This is a genomic window from Winogradskyella sp. 4-2091, from assembly GCF_045765065.1.
In the GTDB taxonomy this organism is placed as follows: domain Bacteria; phylum Bacteroidota; class Bacteroidia; order Flavobacteriales; family Flavobacteriaceae; genus Winogradskyella.
This window is the reverse complement of record NZ_JBJKOD010000005.1, coordinates 18,180-33,722: the sequence shown is the minus strand read 5'-3', so window position 1 is coordinate 33,722 and position 15,543 is coordinate 18,180. Positions and strand designations below refer to the sequence as shown.

At 32.0% G+C, this 15,543-nt stretch carries 14 protein-coding genes; 11 read left to right on the top strand and 3 right to left on the bottom strand.

Translation table 11 applies throughout. The features are described 5' to 3' along the window. Nucleotides 1–38 precede the first annotated feature (38 nt). The 9 genes from ACJBCC_RS07935 to speD all read left to right on the top strand — a co-directional run bounded on the left by ACJBCC_RS07935 (nt 39) and on the right by speD (nt 10,628). Nucleotides 39–1,304: a glucose-1-phosphate adenylyltransferase gene (locus ACJBCC_RS07935; RefSeq protein WP_299101699.1), complete on the top strand. Its 1,266-nt coding sequence runs from the start codon at nt 39–41 to the stop codon at nt 1,302–1,304. Between the two features lie 3 nt (nt 1,305–1,307). Next, the gene (gene glgB / locus ACJBCC_RS07930) at nt 1,308–3,305 is read left to right on the top strand and encodes a 1,4-alpha-glucan branching protein GlgB (RefSeq protein WP_407556880.1); all 1,998 of its coding nucleotides are present in this window, start codon (nt 1,308–1,310) and stop codon (nt 3,303–3,305) included. A gap of 78 nt (nt 3,306–3,383) precedes the next feature. Continuing rightward, on the top strand, nt 3,384–3,791 hold the full coding sequence (locus ACJBCC_RS07925; protein ID WP_407556879.1) for a hypothetical protein: 408 nt from the start codon (nt 3,384–3,386) through the stop codon (nt 3,789–3,791). Then, entirely contained in the window at nt 3,788–4,642 is an 855-nt protein-coding gene (locus tag ACJBCC_RS07920) for a hypothetical protein (RefSeq protein WP_299101705.1), read from the top strand. The genes ACJBCC_RS07925 and ACJBCC_RS07920 overlap by 4 nt, the downstream gene beginning before the upstream one ends. Nucleotides 4,643–4,862: 220 nt before the next feature. Continuing rightward, nucleotides 4,863–7,280, top strand: a complete 2,418-nt coding sequence (locus ACJBCC_RS07915) for a glycoside hydrolase family 31 protein (RefSeq protein WP_407556877.1) — start codon at nt 4,863–4,865, stop codon at nt 7,278–7,280. An 87-nt stretch (nt 7,281–7,367) separates the two neighbouring features. Beyond that, on the top strand, nt 7,368–8,195 hold the full coding sequence (locus ACJBCC_RS07910; protein ID WP_407556876.1) for a M48 family metallopeptidase: 828 nt from the start codon (nt 7,368–7,370) through the stop codon (nt 8,193–8,195). Nucleotides 8,196–8,262: 67 nt separating this feature from the next. After that, nucleotides 8,263–9,606, top strand: a complete 1,344-nt coding sequence (locus ACJBCC_RS07905; protein ID WP_407556875.1) for an MFS transporter — start codon at nt 8,263–8,265, stop codon at nt 9,604–9,606. A gap of 89 nt (nt 9,607–9,695) precedes the next feature. Next, entirely contained in the window at nt 9,696–10,235 is a 540-nt protein-coding gene (locus tag ACJBCC_RS07900; RefSeq protein WP_407556874.1) for a hypothetical protein, read from the top strand. Between the two features lie 27 nt (nt 10,236–10,262). Further along, nucleotides 10,263–10,628: an adenosylmethionine decarboxylase gene (gene speD / locus ACJBCC_RS07895; RefSeq protein ID WP_407556873.1), complete on the top strand. Its 366-nt coding sequence runs from the start codon at nt 10,263–10,265 to the stop codon at nt 10,626–10,628. Between the two features lie 459 nt (nt 10,629–11,087). Here speD and ACJBCC_RS07890 read toward each other — a convergent pair whose 3' ends face one another. Together ACJBCC_RS07890 and ACJBCC_RS07885 are read right to left on the bottom strand one after the other, a co-directional pair. Next, a complete protein-coding gene (locus tag ACJBCC_RS07890) occupies nt 11,088–12,269 on the bottom strand; it encodes a glutathionylspermidine synthase family protein (RefSeq protein WP_407556872.1) in 1,182 nt (393 codons plus the stop codon). Beyond that, nucleotides 12,232–12,792 (bottom strand): hypothetical protein, encoded by a 561-nt coding sequence (locus ACJBCC_RS07885; RefSeq protein WP_299101719.1) that lies wholly within the window; start codon nt 12,790–12,792, stop codon nt 12,232–12,234. The genes ACJBCC_RS07890 and ACJBCC_RS07885 overlap by 38 nt, the downstream gene beginning before the upstream one ends. On the opposite strand from ACJBCC_RS07885, the gene ACJBCC_RS07880 reads away from it, so the two are divergent. After that, nucleotides 12,677–14,359 (top strand): polyamine aminopropyltransferase, encoded by a 1,683-nt coding sequence (locus ACJBCC_RS07880; protein WP_407557019.1) that lies wholly within the window; start codon nt 12,677–12,679, stop codon nt 14,357–14,359. The genes ACJBCC_RS07885 and ACJBCC_RS07880 overlap by 116 nt on opposite strands. An 11-nt stretch (nt 14,360–14,370) precedes the next feature. Continuing rightward, on the top strand, nt 14,371–14,760 hold the full coding sequence (locus ACJBCC_RS07875) for a DUF2750 domain-containing protein (protein WP_407556871.1): 390 nt from the start codon (nt 14,371–14,373) through the stop codon (nt 14,758–14,760). A 55-nt stretch (nt 14,761–14,815) separates the two neighbouring features. Here the strand turns inward: ACJBCC_RS07875 and ACJBCC_RS07870 are convergent, their stop codons facing one another. Further along, nucleotides 14,816–15,541: a head GIN domain-containing protein gene (locus tag ACJBCC_RS07870; protein ID WP_299101721.1), complete on the bottom strand. Its 726-nt coding sequence runs from the start codon at nt 15,539–15,541 to the stop codon at nt 14,816–14,818. Nucleotides 15,542–15,543: the final 2 nt, after the last annotated feature.

Genomic DNA, 15,543 nt, shown 5'->3' with positions numbered 1-15,543 from the left:
ACTAAAATAATAAATAACTAACTAACTAAATAAATGGTATGATAAACAATGAAGTATTGTCAATTATTCTTGGTGGAGGTCAAGGATCACGTTTATATCCTCTAACTGCAGACAGATCTAAACCTGCTGTACCAATCGCTGGTAAATATAGATTAGTGGATATTCCTATTTCAAATTGTATTAATTCAGATATAAAAAGGATTTACGTTTTAACTCAATTTAATTCTGCTTCTTTAAATCAACATATCAAAAACACATACCACTTTAGCTTTTTTAGTAGTGCATTTGTAGATGTTTTAGCAGCTGAACAAACGATGCATAGTGATAAGTGGTTTCAAGGAACTGCTGATGCTGTGAGACAAAGTATGCACCATTTTTTGCAAAATGATTTTGAGTATGCTCTCATACTATCTGGAGATCAATTGTATAATATGGATTTGGAAGACATGATTGCGAAGCATAAGGCTAGTAATGCAGAAATTACCATTGCAACCTATCCTGTAAACGCAAAAGACGCCACAGGTTTTGGACTTTTAAAAACAAATGAAGAAAATGTAATTACATCATTTATTGAAAAACCAGATGCTTCTTTGTTACCAGATTGGACATCTGATGTTGGAGATGAAATGAGAAGTGAAGGTAGAAATTATCTCGCATCAATGGGGATTTATATTTTTAATAGAGATTTGTTAGCAGAATTAATGAATAACCCAGACACTATTGATTTTGGTAAAGAAATTATTCCGCAATCTATACACAAGCACAAAACCTTAAGTTATCAATACGAAGGCTATTGGACTGATATCGGAACCATTGATTCCTTCTTTGAAGCCAATTTAGGATTAACTGATGATATTCCTAAATTTAATCTGTATGATGAAAATAGAGTATATACTAGAGCAAGAATTCTACCAACATCTAAAATTACTAATACGGTTATAAATAAATCAGTAATTTCTGATGGCTGTATAATACATGCGGATAAAATTGATAGATGCGTTATTGGTATTAGATCTAGAATTGGAAAAAACTCAGTTGTTCAAAATACTTATATGATGGGGAATGACTCTTATGAATCTCTAGCAGATATGGAAGCAAATCATATTGAAAACCTATTAGGTATAGGAAATGATTGTAACATCAATTATTGTATCGTTGATAAAAACTGTAGAATAGGAGATAATGTGATAATTGAAGGCGGTAAGCATCTTGAAGATAAGGAAACGGAAAATTATTTCATAAGAGATGGTATCGTGGTTATAAAGAAAGGCGCAACTATTCCTAAAGGTTCAGTAATTAAATAATAAATGGCAGAAGTAATAACACACAGTTTTTTTACCGATTTTGACATTAATCTTTTTAAATCAGGAAAGCATTATCGCTTATACGAAAAATTTGGGTCTCACATCACCACTATAGATGGCGTGGAAGGCGTTTATTTTGCAGTTTGGGCACCTAGTGCTAAGATGGTATCTGTTGTTGGCGATTTTAATTTTTGGTCTGAAGGTGAGCACAAATTAAATGTTCGATGGGATTCTAGTGGAATTTGGGAAGGCTTTATTCCTGGATTAGGAAAAGGAACTAAGTATAAATTTAAGATTCTTAGTAGTAATAATGATATCACTACAGAGAAAGCAGATCCTTACGCTAGACGTGCTGAGCATAACCCTAATACAGCTTCAATTGTTTGGGATGATGATTATAAATGGAGCGATGCTAAATGGTTAAAAAAACGAAAAAAGAACAATGCTTTAGACGCACCGTTTTCTATATATGAAGTTCATTTAGGATCTTGGAAAAAGCAAGTAGAAGAAAATAGATTCATGTCTTACGTGGAGTTGGCTGATGATTTAGTCAATTATGTAAAAGAAATGAATTTTACCCATGTAGAATTAATGCCTGTAATGGAGTTCCCTTATGATCCATCTTGGGGTTATCAAGTTACTGGATATTTTGCACCTACGTCGCGTTTTGGATACCCAGAAGAATTCAAATTATTAGTAGATAAATTACACCAAAACGATATTGGTATTATCCTAGATTGGGTACCTTCTCATTTTCCAGAAGATGCTCATGGTTTGGGCTTTTTTGATGGTTCTGCATTATATGAACATCCAGATCCTCGTAAAGGCTATCATAACGATTGGAAAAGTTTAATTTTCAATTATGGTAGAAACGAAGTAAAATCATTTTTAATTAGTAATGCTATATTTTGGTTAGATCAATTCCATGCAGATGGTTTACGAGTAGATGCCGTTGCTTCTATGCTATTTTTAGATTACAGTAGAGAAGATGGTCAATGGGAACCAAATATGTTTGGAGGACGAGAAAATCTTGAAGCGATGTCATTCTTAAGAGAAATGAATGAAGCCGTTTATTCTGCTTTTCCAGATGTGCAAACTATCGCTGAAGAATCTACGGCTTTCCCAATGGTATCTAAACCTACATATATGGGAGGTTTGGGCTTTGGTATGAAATGGATGATGGGATGGATGCATGATACACTTCAATATTTTGCAAAAGAACCTGTTTACAGACAATACCATCAGAACGACTTAACGTTTTCAATGACCTATGCGTTTACAGAAAATTTTATGTTACCCTTAAGTCATGATGAAGTTGTTTATGGTAAGAAATCGATCTTAGGAAGAATGCCTGGAGATGAGTGGCAACGCTTTGCTAATTTAAGATTATTGTATTGTTATATGTTTACGCATCCAGGAACTAATTTGTTGTTTCAAGGTGCTGAATTTGGTCAAAGTGGCGAATGGGATTTTGAAAACAGTCTCGATTGGCATTTATTACAATATGATCCACATAAAGGTGTTCAAGAGTTAATTAAAGACTTAAATAAGCTATATAAGAAAGAACCTGCCTTATTTCAAAAACAATTTTCGGCTGACGGATTTGAGTGGATAGATTATAACGATTCTCAAAATTCTGTTTTTACCTACATTAGAAAAGGAAATGAATCTCAAGATGATTTAATTGTAGCTTGCAATATGACACCTGTTCCTAAAGAAAACTATAAATTGGGCTTACCTAAAAAAGGAAAGCTAAAAGAAGTTTTTAATAGTGATTTAAAGAAGTACTTCGGTAGTGGAGAATTTACAAATAAATTAAAAACAACCAAGGAAGAAGCTTGGCATTTTAGAGACCATTCTATAGATATCAATATTCCTCCATTAGGTATGGTAGTTTTTAAATATGAAAAGCAAGTAAAAGCTAAAAAGAAAGCTCAGCCAAAAGTTAAAGCTAAACCTATTAAAAAAGCGAAGGCAAAACCCAAGAAGATTAAAAAATAAATTAAATAAAAAATGACCTCAAGTGTTTTATAACTATTGAGGTCTTTTGTTAATAGAAAAATTGAAACCATATAAAATATGTCTTCTAGAAGAAATGTTATTTTCTTTAAATACAGTATACCATGTCTAGCAATTATTGTAATTGTAATACAATTGGTTGTTGTAAAAACTCAAAATCTAAGTAAATGGAAAGGTGGAGGTTATGGTATGTACTCAGAAATTCATTATTTCTATAATCAAATTCATATTCCCAATTTATCTGTGGATTCATTGGTGAATGTCAATTCAAATTTAAAAAATTCTTTGGGCTATTTAATGCTAATGCCTAATGATAATAGAATTAAAGAATCAGCACAGCTTATTTTAGAAACAACTAAAAATGATAGTATTTCTGTTCAATTATGGAAGCCAGTAGTAGATTCTAAAAAACAAAGTCTCACGAGGGTTTTGGTCAATGAAATTCAACTAAATAACGGTGATCTTTGAAGTATTGGCAGAACATAAAAGAGCGGTTAGAAAATCATTGGCAGTTAACAGAACAACTATTAATGTTGTTTGCCTTTATCTACATTGTAGTTTTAGCTAATGACTTTAAAATATGGAAATTATGCATACTTTTTAGTGGTTTTTTAGTTTGGTTTTTAATAGGAAAAAATGCGAAGCATCCTATTTCTTGGATAGTAATTTTACTTCTTTTAATCATAGATCTTGTTGGTTCATATTTTTGGGTTGCTAACCATCATTTTTTGCTATTATTTGTAGTGCTATCAATGGTGTTCTATGGTTATCATCAAAGCAACGTTATTCTATATAAAAATGTTCAAGCACTTCTAATCATTGTTTTATGTGCTTCTGTTATTCATAAGTTGTTTTCTTATCAATTTATTAGCGGTAATTTCTATTATCATTCCATTAATCAAGGCACAATTTTTAAATCTTTATTTTATTTCTTTCCAGATAGTTTGGAAATAGCGAATAGTAATGCTGAAAGCATTAAGGAATTGAATGAAACCGATCCAAATTTATTAGGTAAAATTAAATTAGTTGATGTGTTTCCAAACCTGAGAATCATTACTATTGTATTTGCTTGGATGACTATTATAGTAGAATTTCTAGCAGCAGTGGCTTTATTGAGCAAACCAAAAAGTAAGTGGACTCATTTAGTTTTAATTGCAATGATATTAGGTATTCTCTTCACTAAGCTAGAAACAGGGTTTATGTCTTTACTTTCCATTTGTGGTTTGCTATTATGTAATCATTTAAAACTAAAGATCGTTTATCTCATCGTAGCTATAGCATGCTTAACCATGATTATTACAAAAATTGGGTATCACTAATCGAAATTTTGATATTTGGGTGACTCGTAGATTATTAATATTTGAATTCAGCGTTCTACTATTGCGAATAATAATAAATAACACCTAATTTTTCCTATTATCGTAAAAACACAACCCTAAAACGATATAGTTGGTGACAATTTTTAATAAGGCGATTGAACCCTTTTAAATGTTGGATTTTTTCCGTTTTTTTGTACCTGACTTTTGATAAAAAAGACCTATGATTGTAAATACTGAATTAGAAAATAAAGGAAATTTATTTCCTTCAAATATAATAGATTTTAAAAAGGATGTTGATAAACTATATTTCACTGCAGCAAATGATGTTATCCTAGAGTTAACAGTTGTTAGAGATAGTTTATTAAGATTTAGATATACCACAGTTGGAAATTTTGATAATGATTTTTCCTATGCTATAACTAAGTACGCTAGTATTGGTTATAATAAATTAGAAATTGAGGAGCATAAAGAGTATTTTGAAATAACAACATCAAAGTTGCGATGCGAAATTTCAAAAGATGATATGAGAGTATCTATCTATGATGCAAAAGATGGTGTGTTGATTAACCAAGATGAAGGTGGTTTTCATTGGGAAGAAAGCTATCAATATGGTGGCAACATCGTTAAAATGAGTAAAACTTCTAACGATGGAGAAAGTTATTATGGTCTTGGAGATAAACCAAACCATTTAAACCTAAAAGGAAAACGCTATAGTAATTGGGCAACAGATTCTTATGCTTATGGCAAGGATACAGATCCTATTTACAAAGCTATTCCATTTTACACGGGTTTACATCATGGTAAAGCTTATGGAATTTTCTTTGATAATACATTTAAGTCTTCTTTTGATTTTGCACAAGAACGTAGAAATGTGACGAGCTTTTGGGCACAAGGAGGTGAAATGAATTATTATTTCTTCTATGGTCCTAAAATGAACGATGTTGTAGAAAGTTATACAGATTTAACTGGTAAGCCTCATCATTTGCCGCCACTTTGGGCATTAGGTTTTCACCAATGCAAATGGAGTTATTACCCAGAAAGTAAAATAAAAGAAATTACATCGACTTTTAGAAAATTACAAATTCCATGTGACGCTATTTATTTAGATATCGATTATATGGAAGGATTTCGTTGTTTTACTTGGAACAAAGAATACTTTCCAGATCCAAAACGAATGGTAAAAGAATTAATGGATGACGGTTTTAAAACGGTTGCCATTATTGATCCAGGGATTAAAATTGATAAGGAGTACTCTGTATTTAAAGAAGCTTTAGAAAAAGATTATTTCTGTAAACGCGCAGATGGAGACTATATGAAAGGAAAAGTATGGCCAGGAGAATGTTATTTTCCAGATTATACAAATCCAGAAGTAAGAGAATGGTGGTCTGGTTTATTTCAAGAGTTAATTGAAGATATTGGCGTAAAAGGTGTGTGGAATGACATGAATGAACCTGCCGTTATGGAGGTTCCAAATAAAACATTCCCAGATGATGTACGTCATGATTATGATGGTAATCCGTGTAGTCATAGAAAAGCGCATAACATCTATGGAATGCAAATGGCGAGAGCTACATATCAAGGTTTAAAGAAATACTCATACCCAAAACGTCCTTTTGTAATTACACGTTCTGCATATTCTGGTACGCAACGTTATACATCGACATGGACTGGAGATAATGTTGCCACTTGGGAACATTTATGGATTGCAAACATACAAGCGCAGCGTATGGCAATGTCTGGCTTTTCTTTTGCAGGTAGTGATATTGGAGGCTTTGCAGAACAACCACAAGGCGAATTGTTTACGCGTTGGATTCAATTAGGTATTTTTCATCCATTCTTTAGAGTGCATTCTTCAGGAGATCATGGTGATCAAGAACCTTGGGCTTTTGATGAAGATGTTACCGATATCGTCAGAAAGTTTATTGAAATTCGTTATCAAATATTACCGTATTTGTACACAGCCTTTTGGAATTATGTACAAAATGGAACACCGCTTCTAAAATCATTAGTTCTATACGATCAAGACGATGTACAAACGCATTATAGAACTGATGAATTTGTGTTTGGTGAGCAAATATTAGCATGCCCAGTTTTAGAGCCAAATGCCAAAGGCAGAAGAATGTATATTCCGCATGGCTATTGGTATAATTACTGGAATGATGAAATAATAAAAGGAGGTAAAGAAATGTGGGTAGATGCAGATATTGATAGCATGCCTATATTTGTTAAAGAAGGTGCTATAATTCCTAAATATCCAATTCAACAATACGTTGGCGAAAAAGAAATTACTGAGATTACCTTAGACGTTTACTATAAGGAAGGTAAAGAGGAAAGCGAACTTTACAGTGACGCTAATGATGGGTTTGATTATACGAAAGGACGTTACAGTTTAAGAAACTTTACGTTAACAGGTAAAACAAATGAGCTTATTATTAATCAATATAAAGAAGGAAAGTTTGTAACACCTTACGAAACCTTTAAAATAAAGTTTCACGGATTACCTTTTGATGTTGTAGAAATACAAATAGACAATGAAAAGATCAATCTTAAGAGTTTAAAAGTGAATGGTGTAACCTCCATAGTTGTAGATAAGAATTTTTCTGAGTTACATATCATTGGTAGCAAGGATCAATCCTAAACTTTTAAGTGACTATTATTTTGATTTAGTGTCCTATCAATGCAAATTCATTTTTGTAATTTAGTAATTCGAAATAATCTATATAATATGAAACATAGTAAAATACTTTTAGGTTTATTAATATTAGGCATTGTATATGCATGTGCTACGAATCCTTTTACAGGAAAAAAGACGATGGCATTTGTTGGAAATGATCAATTGTTCCCATCAGCTTTTGCACAATACAATCAAGTAAAATCTGAAAGTAAAGTAATAACGGGTACTTCAGATGCCGAAATGATTACTAGAGTTGGTCAAAGAATAGCTGCTGCTGCTGAACGTTGGTTAGTAGCGAATGGTCATCATAGTTATTTAGATGATTACCAATGGGAATATACTTTAATTCAAGATGATCAAGTAAATGCATGGTGTATGCCAGGTGGAAAAATTGCATTTTATACTGGGATTTTGCCAATTGCGGCAAATGAAACAGGTGTAGCAGCAATTATGGGGCATGAGGTTGTTCATGCCTTGGCAAATCATGGTCAGCAACGTATGAGTGCTGCATATTTGCAACAAGGTTTAGCCGTAGCAGGTAATGTTGCTTTAGCAAATGATCAACAAGCTTTAGGTATATTTAATCAATCGTTTGGAGTGGTTTCTAATGTAGCAGGAATGTTGCCTTTTAGTAGAAGTCATGAAACTGAAGCCGATAAAGTTGGCTTAATAATTATGGCAATTGCTGGCTATAATCCAGATGAAGCTGCTGAATTATGGAAACGTATGAAAGCAAATAGCGGAGCATCGTCTACTCCAGAGTTTTTAAGTACGCATCCAAGTAATGATAATAGAATTGAAACATTGGAAGCTTTAGCTCCCAAAGCAAAAGCCGAAGCCGCTAAATTTGGAACTACATCATTTAGACCAATAAATTAAGATTTAAATAATATTTGACTATTTTAGAAGCTGCTCAATTTGAGCAGCTTTTTTTATATAAAAAATTATGATAAAACTTGAAAAAGGGAGTAAGAAACTTTTAAATGCTTGGGCTTTTTACGATTGGGCTAATTCAGTTTACACCCTTACGATTGCATCGTCTATCTTTCCAATTTTTTATTCAGCCTTATTTTTGGGACAAGCAGAAAAAACGGTTTCTGCATTTGGAATGGATTTTAAAAGTACTGCATTAATTACCTACGTTACCGCATTTACCTTTGGTGTAGTTGCAATTTCTTCGCCTATCCTCTCCGGTATTGCAGATTATGTTGGTAATAAAAAGAATTTCATGAAATTCTTTTGTTATGTTGGTAGTGTAGGTTGTGTAGGTTTGTATTGGTTTAGCTTAGATAGTATTCATCTAAGTTTACTGTTTTATTTTATGGGATTGATTGGGTATTGGGGAAGTTTGGTATTCTATAACTCGTATTTGCCAGATATTGCTTTTCCAGAACAACAAGATAGTATTAGTGCTAAAGGATTTAGTATGGGTTACGTTGGTAGTGTTATTTTACTCGTAATTAATCTTGCAATGGTTATGTTTCCTGATGTTTTTTATATTTCAGATCATATAGCGGAAGATGGAGAGGTTATAGAAACTGCCGCCCAAGTTGGTATGCGCTATTCTTTTATAATGGTAGGTTTATGGTGGATATTATTTAGCCAATATTCCTTTTATATTTTACCAGCTGGTGTTTCTAACGGTCATAAAGTAACTAAAGATGTTGTTTTTAATGGCTTAAAAGAATTGAAACAAGTCTGGATTCAATTAAAGCAAAATTTAAGATTAAAACGTTATTTAGTAGCCTTTTTTGTTTTCAGTATGGCAGTTCAAACAATAATGTTAGTTGCTGTTTATTTTGGTGAGGAGGAAATTGCTTGGGGAGATGATGACGCTAAAACCTTTGGTCTTATAGTTAGTATATTAATTATTCAATTAGTGGCCATTTTAGGTGCCTATTTAACGTCTCGTGCATCGTCAAAGTTTGGAAATGTAAAAACCTTAATCGTAATTAATTTCTTTTGGATGGCACTGTGTTTGTATGCTTATTTTATGGAAACTCCATTGCAATTTTATATTGCAGCAGGTTTGGTAGGTTTAGTAATGGGTGGTGTTCAATCCTTAGCAAGATCTACTTATTCTAAGTTTTTACCAGAAACGGAAGACACAACATCATATTTTAGTTTTTATGATGTGGCAGAAAAAATAGGTATTGTAATTGGGATGGGAATATTTGCTACAATAGACCAAATTACAGGCAGTATGCGTAACGCTATTTTGTTCCTAGTAATCTTCTTTTTAGTAGGTATTGTACTCTTATTTAGAGTTCCGAAGTATGATGAAAAATAACAGGAACTTTTCAATATTTAAAAATACAATGTATTCAATCTAAATAATTCTTAAATATTCTTATATTGCGTTTAACTAATTTTATTATTATGAAAAAGCTTATTATTCTTTCTGTTTTAGCTACTGTATTTTTTACATCATGTAGTAGTGGTGTAGATTTAGCGATAGATAATCCAACTGATTTTTCTGTTGAGGTTGTAGTTGATACCCTTAGAGTTGTAGTGCCACCAAAAGAAGTGGTTTGGGTAGAAATGGGCTTAGGAGAGCATCAATTGACATTAGAAAACGATAGTATTATTAAATTTAATTTTACAGAATCTGTTTATATGATTAATCCGTCTTTATCAGAGTACTTATTATCTGACGAATATTACGGACCAGAAATGTATCAAGACAGTTATGCTGCTAATCTAACTAACAAGGAAGTAACATTTTTAGGTATTCCTATGAATGGAAACTATGATGTTATTAGTGATGTCATTAATGAAGTAACTTGGGATTATGGACCAAGGGAATCTTTACCAGAAATGGTTGAGGTAGATTCTGACGAGTCTTACACAAGTTTAGTAAAGGCCTATGATCCACAAGAATTTATGGCTTTAATGATGAGTTCATACTCTGGCGAATAATAAATTAGTCCCAATAATCTATCTATTTTGAAAACTTCGCTTGGTACACACATCACTTGGGATGTATACAACTGTAATTCAGATTCTCTATCTTTTATTCCAAAAGTTAAGGAGGTATTAAATGCTATTGTAATGGAGTTGCAACTCTCTAAAGTCAACGAGTCATTTAAACAGTTCGAACCAATAGGAGTCACTGGGTTTATATTATTAGAAGAAAGTCACGTTAGTATTCATACATGGCCAGAACATCAATTTGCTGCGGTAGATATATTTTCTTGTAAGCCATTTAATGCCGAAAAAATTCAGAAGTTATTAATGTTTTCTTTCAGTTCAGATAAAGTTATTATTAAACAGATTGAAAGGGGAGAAGCAATAGGTGTAATCACAAATTAAACCATTTAGCCTTTAGCGAATTACACCAAAAGAATTTTCATCTAACCAAACGATCTTCCAGTTTTGGTTAGTTCTTGAATTATTATCATACAATTCTAAATAGTTTTTATTATTATAGATATGAAAAGTCCCTAATTGGTTCCTTGGACAAATTTTATTTCCACATTTTCTTATATATCTATTACGTCTTTTATAATTTACTAAACTATATGTGCCGTTTTCTTTAAAATGATAAAGTGTGGTTTCTTCATCGCTTTGCGCTCTCGTAAATATATGTATTCTATCGTCCGAGTCTGAATTAATGTGATCAAACTATCAATAACCAAATATTTCTGATGAGGTCATTTTATCATCTTGACAAAAGCCAAAAGAGAGCCAAAAAATAAATAATAATAGTATGGCCTGTTTCATTTCAAAATGAAATGAGGATTTGTGCCAATACTTAAATAAAATGATTCTTTAAATTATAAAATGTGACATAAATTCACAATCATCCGTAATGATTTGTGACTCTTGCGCTCGTAAGTTAATTGCGGAAGCCTTTGTCGTGAAAAACATACCAATTTGATAATAGTATTTTTCCATATCTTGATTTAAAGGGTAATATTTTTGAAAAATCATATCCTGATTTCCAAAATCGCCTTTAGATTCTTGTCTTGCTTTTGTTGCTGTCTCTATAGCAATATTTTCACCTAACCTTCCGTAAACTGGCTTTTTAACGTATTCACCCAATCGTGCTTCTTGTTGTAAATAGGTTTCGGCTAATATATTGTTAGGAAAGTTTTGAGTAATATACGCTAGGAATTTTTTATTCTGCCAAATGGCTGTATATGGTGGATTTAAAACAACGACTTTGTCATTAATAATTAATTCAGAAAGGGTTTGCGCCAATTCTGGCTCATCATTGAACATCCAATCCCATGGTACCATTTTAAAAAGTACATCTATCTCTTCAAACTCACCACCAATTTCATAAAATACACCTTCATCTGAAAAAACTACATTCTCAAGATTAGAATATAAAGGTTTAAAACCTGCTTGGTAAGCTATATCGATAATGCAATTTACGTTTTCTACATCTTCAACATAACCAAATGAGGTTCCTAAAAAAGTTGGGTTGGGTTTATTTAATGTCGCTTTTAAATTAGAAAGCGTCATTTTTATATCGTCACTGAGCGTATTAAAACTTTGAGGATTGCCTTTTAATTCAGCTAACTGAAGTGGCTGCCACAAAAGTGTTTCTGGGATTGTACTGCATGTATCAGCATTGAATTCTATAATTCTGCCGTAATCAGATTTTAATCCGCCATTAATATCAAATCGTCCGTAAAGAAAAGAATGCTTAGATTTATTTTTCCAGCTATGAATAATACATTTTTGAAATGATAAAGGAATACCTAAATCACCTAATTTATTATCTGCAATTATTTTGTCTGTTGCACGTTGAAATAAGTAGAAGGCTTCATCAGAAATACGACGCAATTGCTCTACCTCAGAACGGTAAATACCAAGTAATTCTTGAGAAAAATAATCTTCCCCTAAAAACCAATGTAAACGATTAGGTGTGTGTTTCTTTTTAAGGCGTTTAATTTCCTTAAACCGACTATCCTCCAAATGATCTAAACGACTTTCCACTGCCATAACCTTTTGATGATGAACCAGGAACACTCACACGACGTGAAGTCGCAGAACTCTTTAAATCATTTTTTAAACCTGTAGACTTGTTGTAAGCTGACGCATTTTTGTAATTACCTTGCTTAGGTGTAACATTACCCATGTTTCTGTTAAAATAAGAAGCAGCTAAAGAGTAGTATAAGATACTTCTAAGACCAGAGTGACGGTAAGACGAAGATTCGTCATTTTTTAGTTTTCTTAAAGATAAAGTATCTACTGTACCTTCCAAAGTGTGAACAATAGCAATAGACTTTTCTTTCTCGTCTATAATACGCTCATCAAGAATTTTATAATCATTTCCAGGTTCAACTTCTTCAACTTCAGTAATTACACCTTTAGTAGATTCGTAAATCGTTTCTTCTTGTGCATCTTTAATTCTTGGGCTCCCGTCTTCTTCCCCACAACTTTGCAGAGTTAAAGCAGCAGTTACCGCAGCTATTAAAGTTATTTTTTTAGTTAAAGCAAGACCTGTTATAAAATTTTTCTTCATCTTTGAGCAGTTATTATACACCAAACATAGTCAAATTTTTATGAAAAAAAAAGCCATAATTCCTTTTGCTGTATTTATTGCAGGATTATGTTCTATAATCTATGAATTATTAATTAGTACAACTGCTACGTATTTTTTAGGTGATGGCGTTAGACAGTTTTCTATAATTATAGGTGTTTACCTTTTTTCAATGGGAATTGGTGCGTTCTTAACTAAATTTCTTAAACATAAACCGCTCATTTTTTTTATTAATGTAGAATATCTTTTAGGATTCATAGGAGGTATTTCGGTGCCGTTACTTTACATGCTTTTTGTATATGTTTCTCCAACGGTTTTACAAATAAGCTGTTTGGCCATTATTTTTATAATTGGATTGTTAACAGGTATGGAAGTGCCATTACTAACATTTGCATTAGAGGATAGTAATATAAAAAATAACTTATCTAATATATTGTCGTTAGATTATATAGGAGGCTTGATAGCTACACTTATTTTTCCGTTCATTATTCTTCCTTTTGTTGGGTTATACTATTCCTCGTTAATCTTTGGTATTGTTAATATTTTATTGGGCATTGTTTTGAATTACACAATTCTAAAAGACAAAAAACGAAATAGTATTTACGGTTTTCTTGTGATTGCAGTTTTATTGGTATTGGTCATATTTGGAGGACGATTCTTAGAGGTTTGGGACCAAAAAATTTACAAGAGACCTATTGTTTTAAATGAACAGACCCCTTACCAAAAAATTGTTATGACTAAAAATAGTGATGATGTCAGGCTTTACTTAAACCGCGTGATTCAGTTTGCATCTTCTGATGAGTATCGTTATCACGAATCCTTAGTGCATGTACCATTGGCAATGCATAATAATCCTAAGCGTGTTTTAATTTTAGGTGGTGGCGAAAATTTAGCAAGCAGAGAAGTGCTAAAAAATAAAAAAGTACAACAAATTGATGTTGTTGATATTGATAGTACAATGTTTTATTTGGCAAAAGAGAATCAATATTTAAAAGAAATAAATGAAAATGCAGCATTAAATGAAAAAGTAAATCTTATTGCTCAAGATGCTTTTACGTTTTTGTTTAATAATGATGAGAGATACGATATTATAATCGCAGATTTACCAGATCCAACCAATCAAGCAATTGCTAGACTATACAGTAAGCAGTTTTTTTTAATGGCGAAAAGAAATCTGAAAAGGGATGGTGTATTTGTAACACAGGCAGGAGAAATATACTTTTCTAACACCGTTTTTAGTTGTATTAATAATACTTTAAAATCTGTTTTTGAAACCGTAGAGCCTTACCATACTTATATTCCATCATTTGGAGATTGGGGATTTATTATTGCTAAAAACAGTAATAATACAAATAGTTTAAGTCCAAATGCGTTACCAAAAGACTTGAAATTTTTAAATCCAAACCAAGTTGAGCAAACTTTTGTCTTCCCTTTAGATATTAAAATCGCAGATACAAAGCTAAATACTTTAGACAACCCAATAATACTAAATTACTTTTTGGATGATTGGGGAAAATGGAAAGCTGATTTTCAAACTGGGACTAAGTAAAGAATAGTTAAATGGGGCTACATCCAAAGAAAATTGAAAATATATTAAAGTTAGATTCTTTTTCTAGATACAAATATTTTTTAAAAAAGGTTGCAGATTTTGAATGCTTCTGGTCTATTATGGATAAAAACGAAGAATATGTAATTTCTAATATAGAGAACAATCAACTTATTTCATTTTGGTCAAATGATAGTTTTATTAAGGTTAATTCAAAAGCCATGTGGCAGAATTGTACGCCTGTAAAAATTGATTTAGATAATTTTGAAGATGTCTTAATTCCGCTTATAAAGAGACACAATTTGCTTATAAATGTATTTCCGGTAAACCATAAGTCTGGATTTGTTGTTAATATAGATGAATTTATAAGAGACTTAAATGACGAATTAGAGTTTTATATATAGTTAAACAAAAAAAGGATAAGCAAAGCTTATCCTTTTTTTGTTTATTTATAACAGTTTAATTGCTCACACTACCAGAACCCGTAATTTTAGTGTCTTTATTTGTTGGATTACCTGAGTAGTTAACATCACCAGAACCTGTGATTCTAACTACCAATTCGCCATCGCAAACGACATCAGCACTTCCTGACCCTGTTATTTTAGCTGTAACATTTGTACTATCTAAATCATCGCCTTCAAAATCTCCCGAACCAGCTACTTTTACAATTAAATCTGTTGTGTTTCCTTCTAATTTAATATCGCCAGAACCAGCGATACTACTTTCGGTTATTTTAGAATCTATACTTAATTCAATGTCTCCTGAACCAGCTAAAGAAACTTTTAATTTATCTGCTTCTATAGTTCCCGAATTTTTTACATCTCCCGAACCTGCAAGTGATACAGAATTAATAGATTTATAAGGTATAGTTACGACAATAGTAGAACTTGGCTTTAAATTATAACCATCTTTAACGCGCACAGAAAGTGTGTTGTTTTTAACTTCTACCAAGATATATTCCATAAGGTTGTCATCGCCTTTAACAGTAATGTTACCTTCTTTTCCTGGTACTAAATTAAAGTCCATTGATCCTGCTGTTTTAACACCATCATAAGATGTTGTAGAAAAGGTTTCTGTGGTAATATTGCCATTTCCTTTAATTTTTTTCCATTTTCCCCATTGCGCATGAGATAAACTTGTACTTAATAAAATGGCAAGAACTGTGATTGATTGTAATAGTTTCATAA